The organism is Achromobacter sp. 18P8.1.1 (genome assembly GCF_057799415.1).
In genome coordinates this window covers 50,741-66,905 of sequence record NZ_JBYOKH010000014.1, presented here as the reverse complement: position 1 = coordinate 66,905, position 16,165 = coordinate 50,741, and the positions used below count along the sequence as shown (strand labels likewise).

The following is a 16,165-nucleotide window of genomic DNA, read 5'->3' as shown; positions in this document are numbered from 1 at the left end:
CTGGAAGCCGATAACAATTACCGACAAAGCGTATCACTCCGCGGCGTCGGGTGCAGCAGGGGTCGCCTGCTCCACCACGCTCTTGAGTTTCTGACTCGCGTGGAACGTGACCACGCGGCGTGCGGCGATGGGAATGGTCTCGCCGGTTTTGGGGTTGCGGCCAGGGCGCGGCGGCTTGTCGCGCACCTGGAAATTGCCAAAGCCCGAAAGCTTGACCGAGTCTCCGCGAGCCAGGGCATCGCGGATTTCCTCGAAGAACGTATCGACGATGTCCTTGGCTTCGCGCTTGTTCAGGCCGACCCGCTCAAAGAGCAGTTCGGCCAGCTCAGCCTTGGTCAGAGTGCGCGGCTCGGCAGCAAGCATACTGTTCCCCATGGTTCAAGCACGCTGGCGCGCGCCGTGAGCACTGACCAATGCATCCTTGATGCGGGACAGGCAATCCGCCACACGGGCTTCGTCCAGCGTAACTTCAGTGTCCTGTAGCCAGAAACGGAAAGCAAGGCTTTTCTCGGTGACGGGTTCGCTGCCCTGGGCCTTCTCGCGCCACACGTCGAACACGCGCACATCCTGCACCACGGCCAGTTGCGCATCCGCCTTGACGGCCGCGTCCACGGTGTCCAGCATCGATTGCGTGGACACGGGAGCATCGACCCACAACGCCAGATCGCGCACCACCACCGGTTGGCGCGACAGCTCGCGCACCTGCGGCAACTCGCCTTCGGACAACGCATCCACGTTCAATTCGAACACCACGGGCGCGTGCGCCAGGTCGGCTTGCTGCGCCCAACGCGGGTGCAGTTCACCGATCCAGCCAATCGCGCGACCGTCGAGTTCGATGCGGGCGCTACGGCCCGGATGCAGCGCCGGATGCGCAGCGGGTTCGAAACGCAGGCGGCGGCCGCGTGCGCCGAACAGCGCTTCGACATCCATCTTCACGTCATAGAAGTCCACCTGGCGCGTCGGAACGCCCCACTGCTCTTCCATGGCCGGACCCCAGGCCGCACCCGACAGGCGCATCGGCTGATTCACGCCCGCCACTTCCAGCGGACCGTCCTCGACGGACGCGTCACGCATGAATACGCGGCCCAATTCAAACAGGCGCACGCGCGACTGCTTGCGGTTGGCGTTGTGGCGGATGTTGGCGACAAGGCCGCCGATCAGGCTAGACCGCATGACCGACAGGTGGCTGGCGATCGGGTTCACCAGACGAACCGGCGTCTCGTTGCCTGCGTAATCGCGTTCCCAATCCGCTTCGACGAAGCTGTAGTTCACGACTTCCTGGTAGTCCTGCGCGGCGGCCAGGCGGCGCAGCGCATGCGCGCCGCGATGCACTTCCGGCTGCGAGAACATCTTGGCGCGCGCCATCGGCGGCACGTCGGGGATGCTCTCGAAACCGTAGATGCGGGCCACTTCCTCGATCAGGTCTTCTTCGATCACGAGGTCGAAACGGTACGACGGCGGGCTGACGACGAAGTCATCGCCTTCAACCGTGAACTCCAGCCCCAAGCTGCCGAAGATCTTGGCGACCTGCTCTTGCGTGACGGGCACGCCCAGCACGCGATGGCAGCGCGCCAGGCGCATGCGCACCGGCGGACGAGCCGGCAGGTTGACGATCTGGTCGTCGATGGGACCGACTTGGCCGCCGCAGATATCGACGATCAGGCGGGTGATGAATTCAAGGTGCTCGGGAATGCTGGCGTAGTCCACGCCACGTTCGAAACGGTGGCTGGCTTCCGAACTGAACTTGTAGCGGCGCGCGCGGCCGGCAATGGCTTGCGGCCACCAGAACGCGGCTTCCAGATAGATGTTCTGCGTGTCCAGCGTCACGGAGGTGGCTTCGCCGCCCATGATGCCGGCCAGGCTTTCCACCTGATCGCCCGCCACCACCACGCCGACCTTCGGGTCCAGCGTGACGGTCTGGCCGTTCAGCAGTTCCAGCGTTTCGCCTTCATGCGCCCAGCGCACGCTGATGTCGCCGCCGATCTTGTCCAGATCGAACACGTGCGACGGGCGGCCCAGTTCCAGCATGACGTAGTTGGAGATGTCCACCAGCGCGGACAGCGAACGCTGGCCGGCGCGTTCAAGACGCGACTTCATCCAGTCGGGCGTTGCCGCGCGGGCGTTCACGCCGCGGATCACGCGGCCGCCGAAACGGCCGCACAGGTCGGGCGCTTCAATCTTGACGGGCACGCGCTCATCCAGCGTGACGGGCACGGCGACGGCGGTCGGCACCGACAGCGGCGCGCCGGTCAAGGCCGCGACTTCGCGCGCCACGCCCAGGATCGACAGGCAATCGGCGCGGTTGGGTGTGAGCTTGAGCGTGAAGAGCGTGTCGTCCAGGTCCAGCGCGTCGCGGATGGACTGGCCGGGCACCATGTCGGCAGGCAGTTCCAGCAGGCCGGCATGGTCTTGCGACAGACCCAGTTCGCGGGCCGAGCACAGCATGCCCGACGATTGCACGCCGCGCATCTTGGCCACGCCGATCTTCATGCCGCCAGGCAGCTCCGCGCCCACGCGGGCCAGCGGAACCTTCAGGCCGGCGGCCGCGTTCGGCGCGCCGCACACGATCTGCAGGCGTTCGCCGGAACCGTCGTCCACTTGGCAGACGCGCAGCTTGTCCGCGTCGGGGTGCGGCGCGATGTCGACGATATGGCCCACGACCACGCCGGTGAAGGCGGGCGCGGCGGGCACGGTCTCTTCGACTTCCAGGCCGGCCATGGTGAGCCGGTGCGCGAGTTCATCGGTTGCGATCGGAGGGTTGACCAGCGTACGCAGCCAGGATTCAGGAAATTGCATGATCAGCCGTCTGTTATTCGTTGAACTGGCGCAAGAAGCGCAAATCGCCTTCGTAGAACTGGCGCAGATCGTTCACGCCGTAGCGCAACATCGTCAGGCGCTCAAGTCCGGAACCGAAGGCAAAGCCGATGTAGCGCTCGGGATCAAGACCGAAATTGCGCACCACTTCGGGGTGCACCTGGCCCGAGCCGGAGATCTCCAGCCAGCGGCCGCGGTTGGGACCCGAGGTGAACATCATGTCGATTTCGGCGGACGGTTCCGTGAACGGGAAGAACGACGGACGGAAACGCACGACAAGATCGTCGCTTTCAAAGAAGCAACGCAGGAAATCGGTGTACACGCCTTTCAGATCGGCAAACGAGATGTCCTCGGCGATCCAGAGCCCTTCCACCTGATGGAACATGGGCGAGTGCGTGGCGTCGCTGTCGACGCGATAGGTGCGCCCCGGCGCGATGACCTTGATGGGCGGCTTGTGCATGCGGGCGTAACGCACCTGCATGGGGCTGGTGTGCGTGCGCAGCAGCAGCGGCAGGCCGTCGGCGTCGTTCATGTCGACGTAGAACGTGTCCTGCATGGAACGCGCAGGATGGTCCAGCGGGTTGTTCAGCGCGGTGAAATTGGTCCAGTCGTTTTCCACTTCGGGGCCGTCGGCCACATCGAAGCCAATGGAACGGAAGATGGCTTCCACGCGTTCCCAGGTCCGGATCACCGGATGGATACCACCCGGCGCGCGACCACGGCCAGGCAAGGTGACGTCAATGGTTTCAGAGGCCAGTCGGGCGTCCAATTCCGCCTGCGCCAATGCGGCGCGGCGAGCAGTCAGAAGCTCTTCGACTTTTTGCTTGGCCTGATTGATCCGGGCGCCCATTTCGCGCTTCTGCTCGGGATCGAGTTTGCCCAGGCCTTTCAGCAGCACCGTCAGTGCGCCTTCCTTACCCAGGAATCGAGCCTTTGCGTTCTCAAGCGCGGCGGCATCCGTAGCCGCGGCGAACCGTTCTTGCGCCTGGGAGACCAGGTCGTCAACCAATAGAGTCATGAAATCCAGCCTTCAAAACGCAAACGGGGCTATTACAGCCCCGTTTGCAGCGATGCGCGATGAGTTAAAGCGCGCGATCAGGCAGCCAAGGCAGCCTTGGCTTGCTGCACGATGGCGGCAAAGCCGGCCTTGTCGCGCACGGCCAGATCGGCCAGGACCTTACGGTCGAGTTCGATCGAAGCCTTCTTCAGACCAGCGATGAACACGCTGTAGCTGACGCCATGTTCGCGGACGGCGGCGTTGATACGCGTGATCCACAGAGCACGGAACGTGCGCTTCTTGTTACGACGGTCGCGGTAGGCGTATTGGCCAGCGCGCATGACTGCTTGCTTGGCAATACGGAACACATTACCGCGGCGGCCACGGTAACCCTTGGCGGCGGCAATGACTTTTTTGTGACGTGCGCGGGCAGTTACGCCGCGTTTGACGCGAGGCATATTAGATCTCCCTTATCAAGCGAAAGGCATCATGGCCTTGACGGAGGCCACGTTGGATTCATGAACCGCTGCCGAGCCACGCAGTTGACGCTTGGCCTTGGTGGTCTTCTTGGTCAGAATGTGGCGCTTGAACGCCTGACCGCGCTTGATGGAGCCGCTGCCGCGAACCTTAAAGCGCTTGGAGGCGCTTTTCTTGGTTTTCATCTTGGGCATGATGATTCCCTAAACTTAAACTCGTAGTTGATTTGACATGACGCGAGGTGCTTGGCGTTGCTGGCAAAAAGCCCTAGGGCTAGCACCGATGCAACGGCAAAACTTGTAGACCTGTTGTCACTTCTTGGGGGTACTTCGGGGTTACTGCTGGGTCGATTCCCCCCGGGCTATGGCATCGCTGCCAGGCACGGGTTCCTCCCGGTTCTTGGCAAAAAGGTACGCCAGATCCGGGAAAGCCTTTGATTATATGGTGATTTCCTGGTCTTTGTCGAGTCGGGCGCGGCAAAAAGAGGAAGGGACTGCCTCTGACGCCCAGCCAGGAGTTTCAGCCGCCCATCATACCCCCGGGCGCCGGTACTGCACCGCCTGCGCCACATGCCCCGCGCCCAACACGTCCGCCCCTTCCAGATCGGCGATCGTGCGGGCCACCCGCAACGTCCGGTGCAGGGCCCGCCCGGAACCCGCCATGCGGCGCATGGCCTGAAACAGCAGCGCCTGTGCTTCGCCGTCCATGACGCAATGCTGGTCGAGTTCCGCCCCGGCCAGCGCCGCGTTCGGTTTGCCTTGGCGGGCCTGCTGGCGGTCGCGACAACGGATCACCCTCTCCTGAACCGGGCGGGAGGCCTCGCCGGGCGGACCACCCATGGATTCGGGGTCGGATGGCGGCAGCGCCACGTGCAGGTCGATGCGGTCCAGCAAGGGGCCCGAAATCTTTCCCGCATAACGCGCCACCTGGTCCGGCGTGCAAACGCAGGCGCGCCCCGGGTGCCCGCGCCAGCCACAAGGGCACGGGTTCATGGCGGCGACCAACTGAAAGCGCGCGGGGAATTGGGCGGCATGCAGGGCACGGGCGATCACCACCCTGCCCGTCTCGAGTGGCTCGCGTAGCGCCTCCAGCGTGCGCCGGCTGAACTCGGGAAGCTCATCCAAAAACAGGACCCCGTGGTGGGCCAGGCTGATCTCGCCCGGACGCGGACGGCTGCCGCCACCCACCAACGCCGCGACGGACGCGGAATGATGCGGCGACCGGAACGGACGATGGCCCATCAGCGCCTCGGACAAGCCCGCCAGCGCAGCCACGGCGGCGGCTTCGAGCGCCTGGCTGCGCTGCAGGGGCGGCAACAGGCCCGGCAGGCGAGACGCCAGCATGCTCTTGCCCGCGCCAGGCGGCCCGATCATCAACAAGCTATGGCCACCGGCCGCGGCCACTTCCAACGCCCGCCGCGCGCCGGGCTGACCCCGCACGTCCGACAGGCAGGGCGCGGGCGGCGATGCCGGCCACGCCTTAGGGACCGCATCCGGCAACCGGCAGGCCCCCGTGACGTGTGCGGCCACGTCCGCCAGGCTTCGCGCCGACAGCACGCCAAGCCCCGGCACCCAAGCCGCCTGCTCCGCACTGCCCGCCGGCAGGATCAAGGTGGCGTCCGGCACCTCGCGCGCCACGCTCAGCGCAATCACCAAGGGAGCCGCCACCGGCACCAGCGCACCGGTCAAGGACAGCTCGCCTGCCAGCACCAGGCCAGCCAGGGAAGGATCAGGCGCGGGCAGATCGGGCCCGCCGCCGTCGGTGGGCGCGGCCAACTGGCCAGAGGCCAGCAGCAGCCCCAGCGCAATGGGCAGGTCGAACCTGCCCGATTCCTTGGGGATATCAGCGGGCGACAGATTCACCGTGATGCGGCCGGCCGGAAACTCGAAACCGCTGTTGAGAATGGCGGCACGCACGCGCTCACGGCTTTCGCGCACCTCGGTGTCGGGCAACCCCACGACGTTGAAGCTGGGCAGCCCAGGACCCAGATGCGTTTCAACCCGGACGGCGTGCGCATGCAACCCACTGAGCGCCCGGCTGGCAAGAACGGCAAGCGTCACGACGCTCTCCCGAAGGAACAAGGCCGTCAGTATCGGCAATCAGCAGAACGCCGTGGCCAAGGCAGGGACGTATTCGTCCCTTGCCCGCCGGGATCCCAAATGAAAAACGGCCGCGCTTGGCGGCCGTCAATGCAGCGATGCAGACAGGCGGGAGCTTACTTGTCCAGCGCCGAAAGACGCTCTTCCAGTTGCTGCACTTGCGCCGCCAGCTGATCCACGCGGGCGCGGGTGCGCGCCAGCAGATCCGATTGGACGTCAAACTCTTCGCGCGTGACCAGATCCATCTTGGTGAACGCCTGCGCCATCATTGCGCGCACGTTCTTTTCAACGTCGGCAGCGGGGCTGCGGGCGATCAGGTCGGAAATGTTCTTCTGGATGTCTTCCATCCACTGGGTGCGATTGTTCATAGCGGCCTCTCGGTGTTCTTGATGCCTCAAGTGTAGTGCTTCGGGCCCCGCGCTGCAGGACGAATGGGCAAAAAAAGAGGGCGGGCCGCATGCGGTGACCGCCCATCAAAGCACAGGAGAAAACCGGGCTGCCATGGCGGCAACCCCCTACCAACATCGTTACGGGCAGCCCATCTGGGATGCCGACTGCGAGAACAGGTCAGACGATTGCTTGCACTGCGCCGCCAATTGGGTCTTGTCGGGGATCGCCGCCCACTGTGACTTGGCCGATTCGAGCTGCTGCTTGATGCTGGCCGCTGCCGGGTTGCTGCTGCCGAGCTTGTCCATGCACGCGTTGACCTTGGCCAGATACGCTTCGCACTCCGCAGGCACGGAAGGCGAGGTGCTGGCGGTCGGCGGCGTGGAGGCGGTGGGTGGTGCCTGCGTCGTCGGCGCGGGCGTCGCCGCAGGCGGCGTCGACGCCGGCGGGGTGGCAGTCGGTGCCGGAGTCGTCGACGCGGCCGGCGGGGCCGCCTTTTCGTCGCTCTTGTTGCAACCCGCCAGCACGCCCACCGATGCGGCCAGCGCCAGGATGCCGATCATCTTGCGTTGAATCTTCATGGTGTCCTCTTTCCGTTCTTGCTTCTTATTAGGGCGGGCCGCCACACCGGGAACGTCTCCAGCGACCCGATTCGCCCTGACCCTTTTGGATGAGCCATGAGCTGTTGCTGATTCTTCTTCAGTGGCCCCTTGGCAACAAGCGTATCCGTGTAAACCCCGGTATCAAGCGCATCCCCATTTTCGGGCGGCCAGCCCCTTGGCTGGCAGGCGGCTGAATCGCCCCCTGATTCAAGCCACACCCACGGCCTGTAACGCTGTGCGGCCCGAAGCGCGTCAACGTGCGACAAGCCCGCCCGGTCCGAAATTCACGACAAACCGCAACAATGGCAGCATCAACTGGCTACAAATGTCAGGCTTGAAACATATTTCGTTGCAAGCCCTGATTCCCCGCTTTACGCACCATCTTGAGGCTGATGTGTGGTGCATGACGCACCGCATTGGTGCAATCAAGCACAACTCGAGCGCCTCCACCCCGCTTCCCCGGGTTCAACAAACATGGCATGGAACTTGCTTGATAGACGGAGCCAACGTGCAACCATGAGAGGAAATGCCATGAAACTCATCATCGCCATCATCAAGCCCTTCAAGCTCGACGAAGTGCGGGTGGCTCTATCCGGAATCGGCGTCCAAGGTCTGACTGTTACCGAAGTCAAAGGGTTTGGACGCCAGAAGGGTCACACCGAGCTGTATCGCGGCGCTGAATACGCCGTCGACTTTTTGCCCAAGCTGCGGGTTGAAGCCGCGGTGCCCGACCACCTTGTCGATCAGGTCATCGAAGCGATCGAACAAGCCGCCCGTACCGGAAAGATCGGCGACGGCAAGATCTTCGCCGCCCCCCTGGAACAGGTGATCCGTATCCGAACGGGTGAAGCTGGCGAAGCTGCGCTGTAAATAAATAAAGAAGACTCATTGGAGCCTGAAAATGGATAAAGCAGATATCTCCTGGTTGCTCGTCTCTACCCTGCTTGTATTGATGATGGCCGTACCCGGTCTGGCGATGTTCTATGGCGGCCTGGTACGCAGCAAGAACGTGCTCTCTGTGTTGCTGCAAGTGCTGTGCACGTTCGTGCTGGGCCTGGTTCTCTGGTTCATCTACGGCTATTCCCTCGCGTTCACCGAGGGCAACGCCTTCTTCGGCGGCCTGTCGCGCGCCTTCTTCTCTGGCATGTTCACGCCGGCTGACGGCAAGTACGCCATGTCGAACACCCTGACCGAGCTGCTGTTCGCATCGTTCCAGGCCACGTTCGCCGGCATTACCTGCGCGCTGATCGTCGGCAGCTTCGCCGAACGCGCCCGCTTCTCGGCGGTGCTGGTATTCACGGTGATCTGGTTCACGTTCGCCTATGTGCCGATCGCCCACATGGTGTGGTTCGCCTCCGAAACGGCGCCGGGCCTGCTCAACGCCAAGGGCGCGCTGGACTTCGCCGGCGGCACTGTGGTGCACATCAACGCTGGCGTGGCCGGCCTGGTGGGTGCTTATGTGGTCGGCAAGCGCGTGGGCTATGGCCGCGAAGCCATGCAGCCGCACAACCTGCCGATGACCTTCGTGGGCGCTGCCCTGCTGTGGGTGGGCTGGTTCGGTTTCAACGCGGGTTCGGCCCTGGCAGCCAACGAGAACGCCACCCTGGCCTTCTTCAACACGATGATCGCCACCGCTGGCGCCGTCCTGGCCTGGCTGTTCACGGAATGGGCCGTCAAGGGCAAGCCCTCGATGCTGGGCGCCGCTTCGGGTGCGATTGCCGGCCTGGTGGGCATCACCCCCGCCGCTGGCCTGGTGGGCCCGGTCGGCGCGCTGGTCATCGGTGTGATCGCCGGTGTCGTCTGCGTCTGGGGTGTGAATGGCCTGAAGCGCCTCTTGCGTGCCGATGACGCGCTGGACGTGTTCGGCGTGCACGGCGTGGGCGGTATCGTCGGCGCCCTGCTGACCGGCGTGTTCAACGCGCAAATCCTCGGCGGCCCCGGCCTGGCCGAGCCCGGCATGATCGCCCACCAACTGTGGGTTCAGCTGGAAGGCGTGCTGCTGACCATCGTCTGGTCCGGCGTGGTGGCCTGGATTGCCTACAAGATCGCCAACGCCCTGTGCGGTTTGCGTGTGCCGGAAGACCAGGAACGCGAAGGCCTGGACGTCACGAGCCACGGCGAATCGGCGTACCACAGCTGATTCACCTGAAGGAAGAGAAAAAGCCCGGACCTTGCGGTTCCGGGCTTTTTTTATTTCACTGACTTTGCGTTGCCGAAGCGTGATTCAGGCGGGATCCAGTGCGTCCAGATCCACGGGCAAGGCGCGGTTCAGCGCGGTGGCCACTTTGATCCGCAAGGCATTGGAATGCGCCCGGCGCACCTCGCGCTTGACGTCCAGCAGCTGTTGCGGGTGCATCGAAAACTCGGTCAGGCCCAAGCCCAGCAACAGCCGGGTCATGCGTGAATCGCCCGCCATTTCGCCGCAGACCGCCACTGGTTTGCCGGCACGCTCGCCGGCATTGATGGTGTTGGCCACCAGGCGCAGCACGGCAGGATGTAGCGGATCGTAGAGCGTGGCCACATCGTGGTCGCCGCGATCGATCGCCAGGGTGTATTGGATCAGGTCGTTCGTTCCGATCGACAGAAAATCCAGCGCCTGGACGAAGGGCTCGATCGCGATTGCGATGGCGGGCACTTCGACCATGGCGCCCAATTCCATATGCGGCGCATACGCCTGGCCACGCGCATCCAGCTCGCGCCGCGCGGATTCGATCGCTGCCTTGGTCGCCACCACTTCGTGCATGTGGGCGATCATCGGGATCAGCAGGCGCACCGGCCCGTGAGCCGAGGCCCGCAGAATGGCGCGCAGCTGCGTCGCGAACATTTCCGGGCGCGCCAGGCAATAACGGATCGCCCGCTGGCCCAACGCGGGATTGGTGGCGACCGTGGCCTCGCCATCCAGCGTCTTGTCCGACCCGATATCCAGCGTGCGGATGGTGACGGGCCGGCCAGCCATGACTTTCACGACCGACGAATAGGCTTCGTACTGCTCTTCTTCGCCGGGCAGGTCCGGACGCCCCATGAACAGGAATTCGCTGCGGAACAGGCCGATGCCGTCCGCGCCGGAGGCGAGCGCCAGCGCGGCCTCTTCGGGCAGTTCGATGTTCGCGTGCAGGACGACGTCGATGCCGTCCAGCGTGACCGAGGGTTCGTCGCGCAAGAGGCCAAGCTCGGCCCGCTCGTCGGCGTACACGGCCTGGCGGCGACGGTACTCTTGAAGGATGCGGTCCGACGGGTTGACGACCACGGCACCCGCGGCGCCATCGATGATCAGCATGTCGCCGTCACGGACCAGCTCGCGCACATTGCCCATGGCAACGACGGCGGGCACGCCCATACTGCGCGCCACGATGGCCGTATGCGAGGTCGGGCCGCCCAGATCGGTCACGAAAGCCGCGAAGCGGCCGCCGCGCAAGCGCAGCATGTCTGCAGGCGAAATATCGTGCGCCACGACCACCAGCGCATCATCGCCGCCCATGTGGGACATGTCGGGCAAGATGGCGGAGGTGCCCGCCAGCACGTGCAGCACGCGCTCAATCACCTGGCGGACGTCCGCCCCGCGCTCACGCAGGTATTCGTCTTCCATGGCGTCGAACTGCTGGCCCAGGATCTGGCCTTGCGTGGTCAACGCCCATTCGGCGTTGTAGTGGCGCTCGGCAATCAGGGCCAGCGTCTGCTCGGCCAGCAACGGATCGCCCAGCAGCAGGCTGTGCACGTTCAACATGGCGCCCAGCTCGCGCGGCGCATCGGCCGGCAAGGTGTCGGCCAGTTGCCGCAGTTCGTGCTGCGCCGAGGCCAGGGCGTCGGTCAGTCGGGCACTTTCCGTGGGCACGTCTTCCGGCGATATCCGGTAGTGCGCCACTTCCAGCGCCGCGGCGCCCATGACGACGGCCCGCCCGATGGCGTATCCCTTGGCAACCCCCTTGCCGTAAAGACAAACGACGGGCCTGGCAGCGCCAGATCCGTCGTATGCGGGGTCCAGGGTCGTGGACGAGCCGGCCCGGGCAGCGCTCAGGCCGGCTGTTTCAGAGGGGGTTCTATTCCTGCTCACCGAATTTGCTGTCGAACAGAGTTTCGATTTCGGAAAGGGCTTGCTCGGCGTCGCCGCCCGAAGCCTCCAGCTTGACCGTCACGCCCAGCCCGGCCGCCAGCATCATGACGCCCATGATGCTTTTGGCGTTCACACGCTGTGCGCCACGCGATATGAAGATCTCGCTTGAGAACTTACTGGCAAGTTGCGTCAGCTTGGCGGCCGCCCGCGCATGCAAACCCAATTTATTGCTGATGACGATGTCTGTAGTAGGCATAGGAAATATTATGACCGCGGATGAACGCCGCGGTGTTGATCACAGCAACACGCCAAACCGCCAACTGCTTCTCGGCGTGAATTATCAGCCGACATAATAGGGCAAATTCCCGCCCGTCAGTCTACCCGCAAGACACCCTGCACCCCGCCGGCCAAGGCCTTCTCACGGGTTTCCGCCAATGGCAGGTTGCGATAGGTCAGCGCCCGCAGCAGCATGGGGGTATTCAGGCCCGCCAGCACGCAGCATTGAATGCCTTGCGCCTGGGCGTCGGCCACCGCCCGCTTGGAGATATTGGCGGGCGTGGCGCCGATCAGGTCCGTCAGCACCAGCACGCCGGCGCCGTGATCCTGCCCCAGGATGTCTTTCAAGACGTCCGGCGCCAGATCATCCGGCCGGTCTTCGGGCTGGATATCGTGAATGGCCAGCATGCCGTCAAGGTTGCCCATGACGTGGCTGGCGCATTCGCGCATCGCCGCGCCCAAAGGCGCGTGCACGACGATAACAATACCCGTGGTCATGACGGATTCCAGAGAGATCAGGCCGCCACGGCAGTGGTCGCCACGGCTTTTTCAAGCGCCTGGACGAACATGCCTGCGACATCGAAGCCGGTCTGTTCGGCAATCTCTACGAAACAGGTGGGGCTGGTGACGTTGACTTCGGTGACGTAGTCGCCAATGACGTCCAGGCCGACCAGCAGCAGGCCGCGGGCGGCAAGCTTGGGGGCCACGGCTTCGGCGATTTCGCGGTCGCGCGCGGACAATTCCTGCGCGACGCCTCGGCCGCCTGCGGCCAGGTTGCCGCGCGTTTCGCCGGCCAGCGGGATGCGGGCCAGCGAGTACGGCACCGGTTCGCCGCCGATCAGCAGAATGCGCTTGTCGCCCTTGACGATGTCGGGGATGTAACGCTGGGCCATGATGGTGCGCGCGCCGTTGTCGGTCAGCGTTTCCAGGATGGCGTTCAGGTTGGGATCCTTGGGCTGCAGGCGGAATACGCCCGTGCCGCCCATGCCGTCCAGCGGCTTGACGATCACGTCGTGATGCGTGTCGTGGAATGCCTTCAGGCGAGCCATGTTGCGGGTCACCAGCGTGGGCGCGGTGAACTCGCTGATCTCGGTGATGGCCAGCTTTTCGGGATGGTTACGGATGGCCGCGCCGCTGTTGAACACGCGGGCGCCTTGCGCCTCGGCATATTCGAGCAGGTGCGTCGAATACACGTATTCCATGTCGAAAGGCGGGTCTTTGCGCATGACGACTGCCCCGAAGTCCGCCAACGGCAGATCCTGGGCGGCGGATTCCGTCCACCAGTCATGGCCGTGCAGGTCGGCGTCGGCCACCAGCGCGATCGGCGTGGTGACGGCCTTGACGATGCCCGCCTCGATGTAAAGGTCGCCCTGCATGGCCACGCTAAGCGTATGGCCGCGCGCCACCAGGGCACGCATCATGGCGACAGAACTGTCCTTGTACGCCTTTAGCAGCGGCAAGGGATCCAAAACGAACAAAACATGCATCGCGACACCCCGAACGTACGCCGCCTTCCCTAGTGGGAAGGCGGCTTTATGACATCGTAGCGCAGAGCCGCCCAATAAGCGAACCCGCCGGTCACAGGACGGACGGCGGGTCGGAAGCGGAGCGGCCTAGCCCTCTAGAGAAGGCTGCGGCTGGAACTCAGGCGGCCGATTCAGGCTTGCCCGCAGCGGGCACTGCCTTCTTCTTGGGCGCCAGCACCATGACCATCTGACGGCCTTCGAGCTTCGGCATGGCTTCGACCTGGGCAAGTTCCAGCAGATCGTCGCGCACACGTTCAAGCACCCGCATACCGAGTTCCTGGTGAGCCATTTCGCGGCCCCGGAAACGCAGCGTCACCTTGGCCTTGTCGCCCTCTTCGAGGAAGCGGCGCAGGTTGCGCAGCTTGACCTGGTAGTCGCCCTCGTCGGTGGCCGGACGGAATTTGACTTCCTTGACCTGAATGACCTTCTGCTTGGAACGAGCTTCGGCTTGGCGCTTCTGCTCTTGGTACTTGAACTTACCGTAGTCCATCAAACGGCAGACCGGCGGTTCGGCGTTCGGCGCGATTTCCACCAGATCCACGTCGCTTTGCTCGGAAAGACGGAACGCGTCGGCGATCTTGACGATGCCCAGCTGTTCTCCTTCCAGACCTATCAGGCGCACCTCGGGGACGCGGATTTCACCGTTGATGCGATTGGCTTTTTCAGTGGCGATGTTGAAAGCTCCTAGAAATGTTAAGCAGCACTGCTATCAGGTTGATTGACGTCGCGACGGGTGGACACATCCTCGGTCAAGCGCGCGACGAACTCGTCGTATGCGATTGCGCCAAGGTCCAATCCGCCCAGACCGCGTACGGCTACGGTGCCGTTTTGCTTCTCCTTGTCGCCGACGACAAGAATGTACGGCACCTTTTGCAGGCTGTGCTCCCGAATTTTACGAGTGATTTTTTCACCACGCAAATCGGACTCTACTCTAAAGCCTTGTTTTTTCAGGCTTTGTGTGATTTCAGCCGCATAATCGGCCGAAGGTTCGGAAATGCAGCATACGACAGCCTGCACCGGAGCCAGCCAGGGAGGCATCGCGCCGGCATGGTTTTCGATCAGCATGCCGATAAAACGCTCGAGCGAACCCAGGATGGCACGGTGCAGCATGACCGGCGGACGGCGCTGGTCATTCTGGTCCACGTACTCGGCGCCCAGGCGCACAGGCATGGAGAAGTCGACCTGGATCGTACCGCATTGCCAGTGACGACCGATGGCGTCCTTCAGGGTGTATTCCACCTTCGGGCCGTAAAACGCGCCTTCTCCGGGCGAAATCTCGAATTCGCAGCCGGTGCGGCGCAGGCTTTCCATCAGCGCCTGTTCGGCCGTATCCCAGACCTCGTCCGAGCCGATGCGTTTTTCAGGACGCGTAGCAACCTTATACAGCACTTCGGTAAAGCCGAAGTCGCGGTAGACCTTCTGCAGCAGGGCCGTGAAGTCGGCGCATTCGTCCTGGAGCTGTTCTTCGGTACAGAAAATGTGCCCGTCGTCCTGCGTGAATCCGCGCACGCGCATCATGCCGTGCAGCGACCCCGAGGGTTCGTTGCGGTGGCATTGGCCGAATTCGCCATAGCGCAGCGGCAGTTCGCGGTAGGAATGCAGGCCGGAATTGAAGATCTGCACGTGGCCCGGGCAGTTCATCGGCTTCAGGCCGTAAACGCGGTTTTCGGACTCGGTCGTGAACATGTTTTCACGATAGTTGTCCCAGTGGCCCGTCTTCTTCCACAACGACAGGTCCAGGATCTGCGGTGCCTTGACTTCCTGGTAGCCGTTGTTGTTGTAGACGGCGCGCATGTATTGCTCGACCTGCTGCCACAGGGCCCAGCCCTTGGGGTGCCAGAAGATCAGGCCAGGCGCTTCGTCCTGGAAGTGGAACAGGTCGAGTTCGCGGCCAATCTTGCGGTGGTCGCGGCGTTCGGCCTCTTCCAGCATATGCAGGTAGGCTTCCTGGTCTTCCTTGGTCGCCCAGGCGGTGCCGTAGATGCGCTGGAGCATCTCGTTCTTGCTGTCGCCGCGCCAGTAGGCGCCGGCCACCTTCATCAGCTTGAAGACTTTCAGCTTGCCCGTGGACGGCACGTGGGGGCCGCGGCACAGGTCGATGAAGTCGCCTTCGCGGTACAGGCTGAGCGGCTCGTTCGAAGGAATCGAAGCGATGATCTCGGCCTTGTACGTTTCGCCGATGCCCTTGAAGAATTCGACGGCGTCGTCGCGCGACCATTCTTCGCGCGTCACGACTTCGTCCTTCTTGGCCAGTTCAGCCATCTTCTTTTCGATGGCGGCCAGGTCTTCAGGCGTGAACGGGCGCTTGTACGAGAAATCGTAGTAGAAGCCGTTGTCGATCACGGGGCCGATGGTGACTTGGGCGTCGGGGAACAGGGACTTGACGGCATAGGCCAGCAAGTGGGCCGTGGAGTGACGGATCAAGTCCAGGCCGTCGGCGTCCTTGGCAGTCACGATCGCCAGGCGCGCATCGCCTTCGATGCGGAAGCTGGTGTCGACCAGCTTGGATTCCGCGCCTTCAACCGTCACGCGGCCGCCCAAGGCGGCCTTGGCCAAGCCCGTACCGATCGATTGCGCCACTTCGGCAACCGTTACCGGCCCCGGATATTGGCGCTGCGAACCATCGGGCAATGTGATCTGTACCATCGGGAGTGCTTCCTGGGGTTCTGGGAACTAAAAATTCGAAAATCGGAAACGAAAAACGCGGCCTGAGAGCCGCGTTCTAGTGGTTGTCTTGCTGAGTCCTACCGCTGACCTGACACGGTGAAACCCGACGCACGAAAAACTAACGCGACATAGGGCGAAAGTTCCGGGTCGTAGTTCGTGCCAGCGGGAAAAACATGGTTCTAAGCCTGTTGGTACGCGCCCGAGGCGGCGCGGAGCAAGTGTTGCGCAATCGGGATCAACGGGTCAGTTGCGTTTATCGTTGCCGATTG

Annotated in this window: 16 protein-coding genes; 2 read left to right on the top strand and 14 right to left on the bottom strand. The window is 63.6% G+C overall.

Annotation, left to right across the window (positions count from 1 at the left end):
• Positions 1 to 33: 33 nt before the first annotated feature.
• The 8 genes from AC27VE_RS11575 to AC27VE_RS11540 all read right to left on the bottom strand — a co-directional run bounded on the left by AC27VE_RS11575 (position 34) and on the right by AC27VE_RS11540 (position 7,355).
• The gene (locus AC27VE_RS11575; protein ID WP_006218744.1) at positions 34 to 375 is read right to left on the bottom strand and encodes an integration host factor subunit alpha; all 342 of its coding nucleotides are present in this window, start codon (positions 373 to 375) and stop codon (positions 34 to 36) included.
• A gap of 3 nt (positions 376 to 378) precedes the next feature.
• Positions 379 to 2,796 (bottom strand): phenylalanine--tRNA ligase subunit beta, encoded by a 2,418-nt coding sequence (pheT, locus tag AC27VE_RS11570; protein WP_488703901.1) that lies wholly within the window; start codon positions 2,794 to 2,796, stop codon positions 379 to 381.
• Positions 2,797 to 2,809: 13 nt separating this feature from the next.
• Entirely contained in the window at positions 2,810 to 3,832 is a 1,023-nt protein-coding gene (gene pheS / locus AC27VE_RS11565; protein ID WP_035213969.1) for a phenylalanine--tRNA ligase subunit alpha, read from the bottom strand.
• 77 nt (positions 3,833 to 3,909) lie between these two features.
• Positions 3,910 to 4,269, bottom strand: a complete 360-nt coding sequence (gene rplT, locus AC27VE_RS11560; protein WP_006218741.1) for a 50S ribosomal protein L20 — start codon at positions 4,267 to 4,269, stop codon at positions 3,910 to 3,912.
• Positions 4,270 to 4,284: 15 nt separating this feature from the next.
• Positions 4,285 to 4,482 (bottom strand): 50S ribosomal protein L35, encoded by a 198-nt coding sequence (rpmI, locus tag AC27VE_RS11555; protein ID WP_006226956.1) that lies wholly within the window; start codon positions 4,480 to 4,482, stop codon positions 4,285 to 4,287.
• A gap of 336 nt (positions 4,483 to 4,818) precedes the next feature.
• A complete protein-coding gene (locus tag AC27VE_RS11550) occupies positions 4,819 to 6,348 on the bottom strand; it encodes a YifB family Mg chelatase-like AAA ATPase (RefSeq protein WP_488703900.1) in 1,530 nt (509 codons plus the stop codon).
• A 155-nt stretch (positions 6,349 to 6,503) separates the two neighbouring features.
• The gene (locus tag AC27VE_RS11545; protein WP_006226958.1) at positions 6,504 to 6,755 is read right to left on the bottom strand and encodes an accessory factor UbiK family protein; all 252 of its coding nucleotides are present in this window, start codon (positions 6,753 to 6,755) and stop codon (positions 6,504 to 6,506) included.
• Between the two features lie 159 nt (positions 6,756 to 6,914).
• The gene (locus AC27VE_RS11540; protein WP_006226959.1) at positions 6,915 to 7,355 is read right to left on the bottom strand and encodes a DUF5339 family protein; all 441 of its coding nucleotides are present in this window, start codon (positions 7,353 to 7,355) and stop codon (positions 6,915 to 6,917) included.
• 552 nt (positions 7,356 to 7,907) lie between these two features.
• Between AC27VE_RS11540 and AC27VE_RS11535 the strand changes: the two genes are divergently transcribed.
• Positions 7,908 to 8,246 (top strand): P-II family nitrogen regulator, encoded by a 339-nt coding sequence (locus tag AC27VE_RS11535; protein WP_006218735.1) that lies wholly within the window; start codon positions 7,908 to 7,910, stop codon positions 8,244 to 8,246.
• Positions 8,247 to 8,277: 31 nt separating this feature from the next.
• Positions 8,278 to 9,516, top strand: a complete 1,239-nt coding sequence (gene amt, locus AC27VE_RS11530) for an ammonium transporter (protein WP_488703899.1) — start codon at positions 8,278 to 8,280, stop codon at positions 9,514 to 9,516.
• A gap of 84 nt (positions 9,517 to 9,600) precedes the next feature.
• Here the strand turns inward: amt and ptsP are convergent, their stop codons facing one another.
• The 6 genes from ptsP to thrS all read right to left on the bottom strand — a co-directional run bounded on the left by ptsP (position 9,601) and on the right by thrS (position 15,875).
• Positions 9,601 to 11,358: a phosphoenolpyruvate--protein phosphotransferase gene (gene ptsP, locus AC27VE_RS11525; protein WP_427955774.1), complete on the bottom strand. Its 1,758-nt coding sequence runs from the start codon at positions 11,356 to 11,358 to the stop codon at positions 9,601 to 9,603.
• 55 nt (positions 11,359 to 11,413) lie between these two features.
• Positions 11,414 to 11,683, bottom strand: a complete 270-nt coding sequence (locus AC27VE_RS11520) for an HPr family phosphocarrier protein (RefSeq protein WP_006226962.1) — start codon at positions 11,681 to 11,683, stop codon at positions 11,414 to 11,416.
• A gap of 116 nt (positions 11,684 to 11,799) precedes the next feature.
• Entirely contained in the window at positions 11,800 to 12,201 is a 402-nt protein-coding gene (locus AC27VE_RS11515) for a PTS sugar transporter subunit IIA (RefSeq protein ID WP_006226963.1), read from the bottom strand.
• A gap of 17 nt (positions 12,202 to 12,218) precedes the next feature.
• Positions 12,219 to 13,190 (bottom strand): glutathione synthase, encoded by a 972-nt coding sequence (gene gshB / locus AC27VE_RS11510; protein WP_006226964.1) that lies wholly within the window; start codon positions 13,188 to 13,190, stop codon positions 12,219 to 12,221.
• A gap of 157 nt (positions 13,191 to 13,347) precedes the next feature.
• Positions 13,348 to 13,902: a translation initiation factor IF-3 gene (gene infC, locus AC27VE_RS11505; protein ID WP_081534364.1), complete on the bottom strand. Its 555-nt coding sequence runs from the start codon at positions 13,900 to 13,902 to the stop codon at positions 13,348 to 13,350.
• A 20-nt stretch (positions 13,903 to 13,922) separates the two neighbouring features.
• Complete coding sequence (gene thrS / locus AC27VE_RS11500; protein ID WP_088590389.1) at positions 13,923 to 15,875, bottom strand: threonine--tRNA ligase; 1,953 nt, start codon at positions 15,873 to 15,875, stop codon at positions 13,923 to 13,925.
• Between the last annotated feature and the right edge of the window lie 290 nt (positions 15,876 to 16,165).

What these genes read in the sequence shown, in the direction of transcription:
- AC27VE_RS11520 (WP_006226962.1), bottom strand. Translation starts at nt 11,683, where the DNA reads ATGCCTACTACAGACATCGTCATCAGCAATAAATTGGGTTTGCATGCG.
- AC27VE_RS11535 (WP_006218735.1), top strand. Translation starts at nt 7,908, where the DNA reads ATGAAACTCATCATCGCCATCATCAAGCCCTTCAAGCTCGACGAAGTG.
- AC27VE_RS11575 (WP_006218744.1), bottom strand. Translation starts at nt 375, where the DNA reads ATGGGGAACAGTATGCTTGCTGCCGAGCCGCGCACTCTGACCAAGGCT.
- pheT (WP_488703901.1), bottom strand. Translation starts at nt 2,796, where the DNA reads ATGCAATTTCCTGAATCCTGGCTGCGTACGCTGGTCAACCCTCCGATC.
- AC27VE_RS11515 (WP_006226963.1), bottom strand. Translation starts at nt 12,201, where the DNA reads ATGACCACGGGTATTGTTATCGTCGTGCACGCGCCTTTGGGCGCGGCG.
- amt (WP_488703899.1), top strand. Translation starts at nt 8,278, where the DNA reads ATGGATAAAGCAGATATCTCCTGGTTGCTCGTCTCTACCCTGCTTGTA.
- thrS (WP_088590389.1), bottom strand. Translation starts at nt 15,875, where the DNA reads ATGGTACAGATCACATTGCCCGATGGTTCGCAGCGCCAATATCCGGGG.
- rplT (WP_006218741.1), bottom strand. Translation starts at nt 4,269, where the DNA reads ATGCCTCGCGTCAAACGCGGCGTAACTGCCCGCGCACGTCACAAAAAA.
- gshB (WP_006226964.1), bottom strand. Translation starts at nt 13,190, where the DNA reads ATGCATGTTTTGTTCGTTTTGGATCCCTTGCCGCTGCTAAAGGCGTAC.
- AC27VE_RS11540 (WP_006226959.1), bottom strand. Translation starts at nt 7,355, where the DNA reads ATGAAGATTCAACGCAAGATGATCGGCATCCTGGCGCTGGCCGCATCG.
- AC27VE_RS11545 (WP_006226958.1), bottom strand. Translation starts at nt 6,755, where the DNA reads ATGAACAATCGCACCCAGTGGATGGAAGACATCCAGAAGAACATTTCC.
- rpmI (WP_006226956.1), bottom strand. Translation starts at nt 4,482, where the DNA reads ATGCCCAAGATGAAAACCAAGAAAAGCGCCTCCAAGCGCTTTAAGGTT.
- pheS (WP_035213969.1), bottom strand. Translation starts at nt 3,832, where the DNA reads ATGACTCTATTGGTTGACGACCTGGTCTCCCAGGCGCAAGAACGGTTC.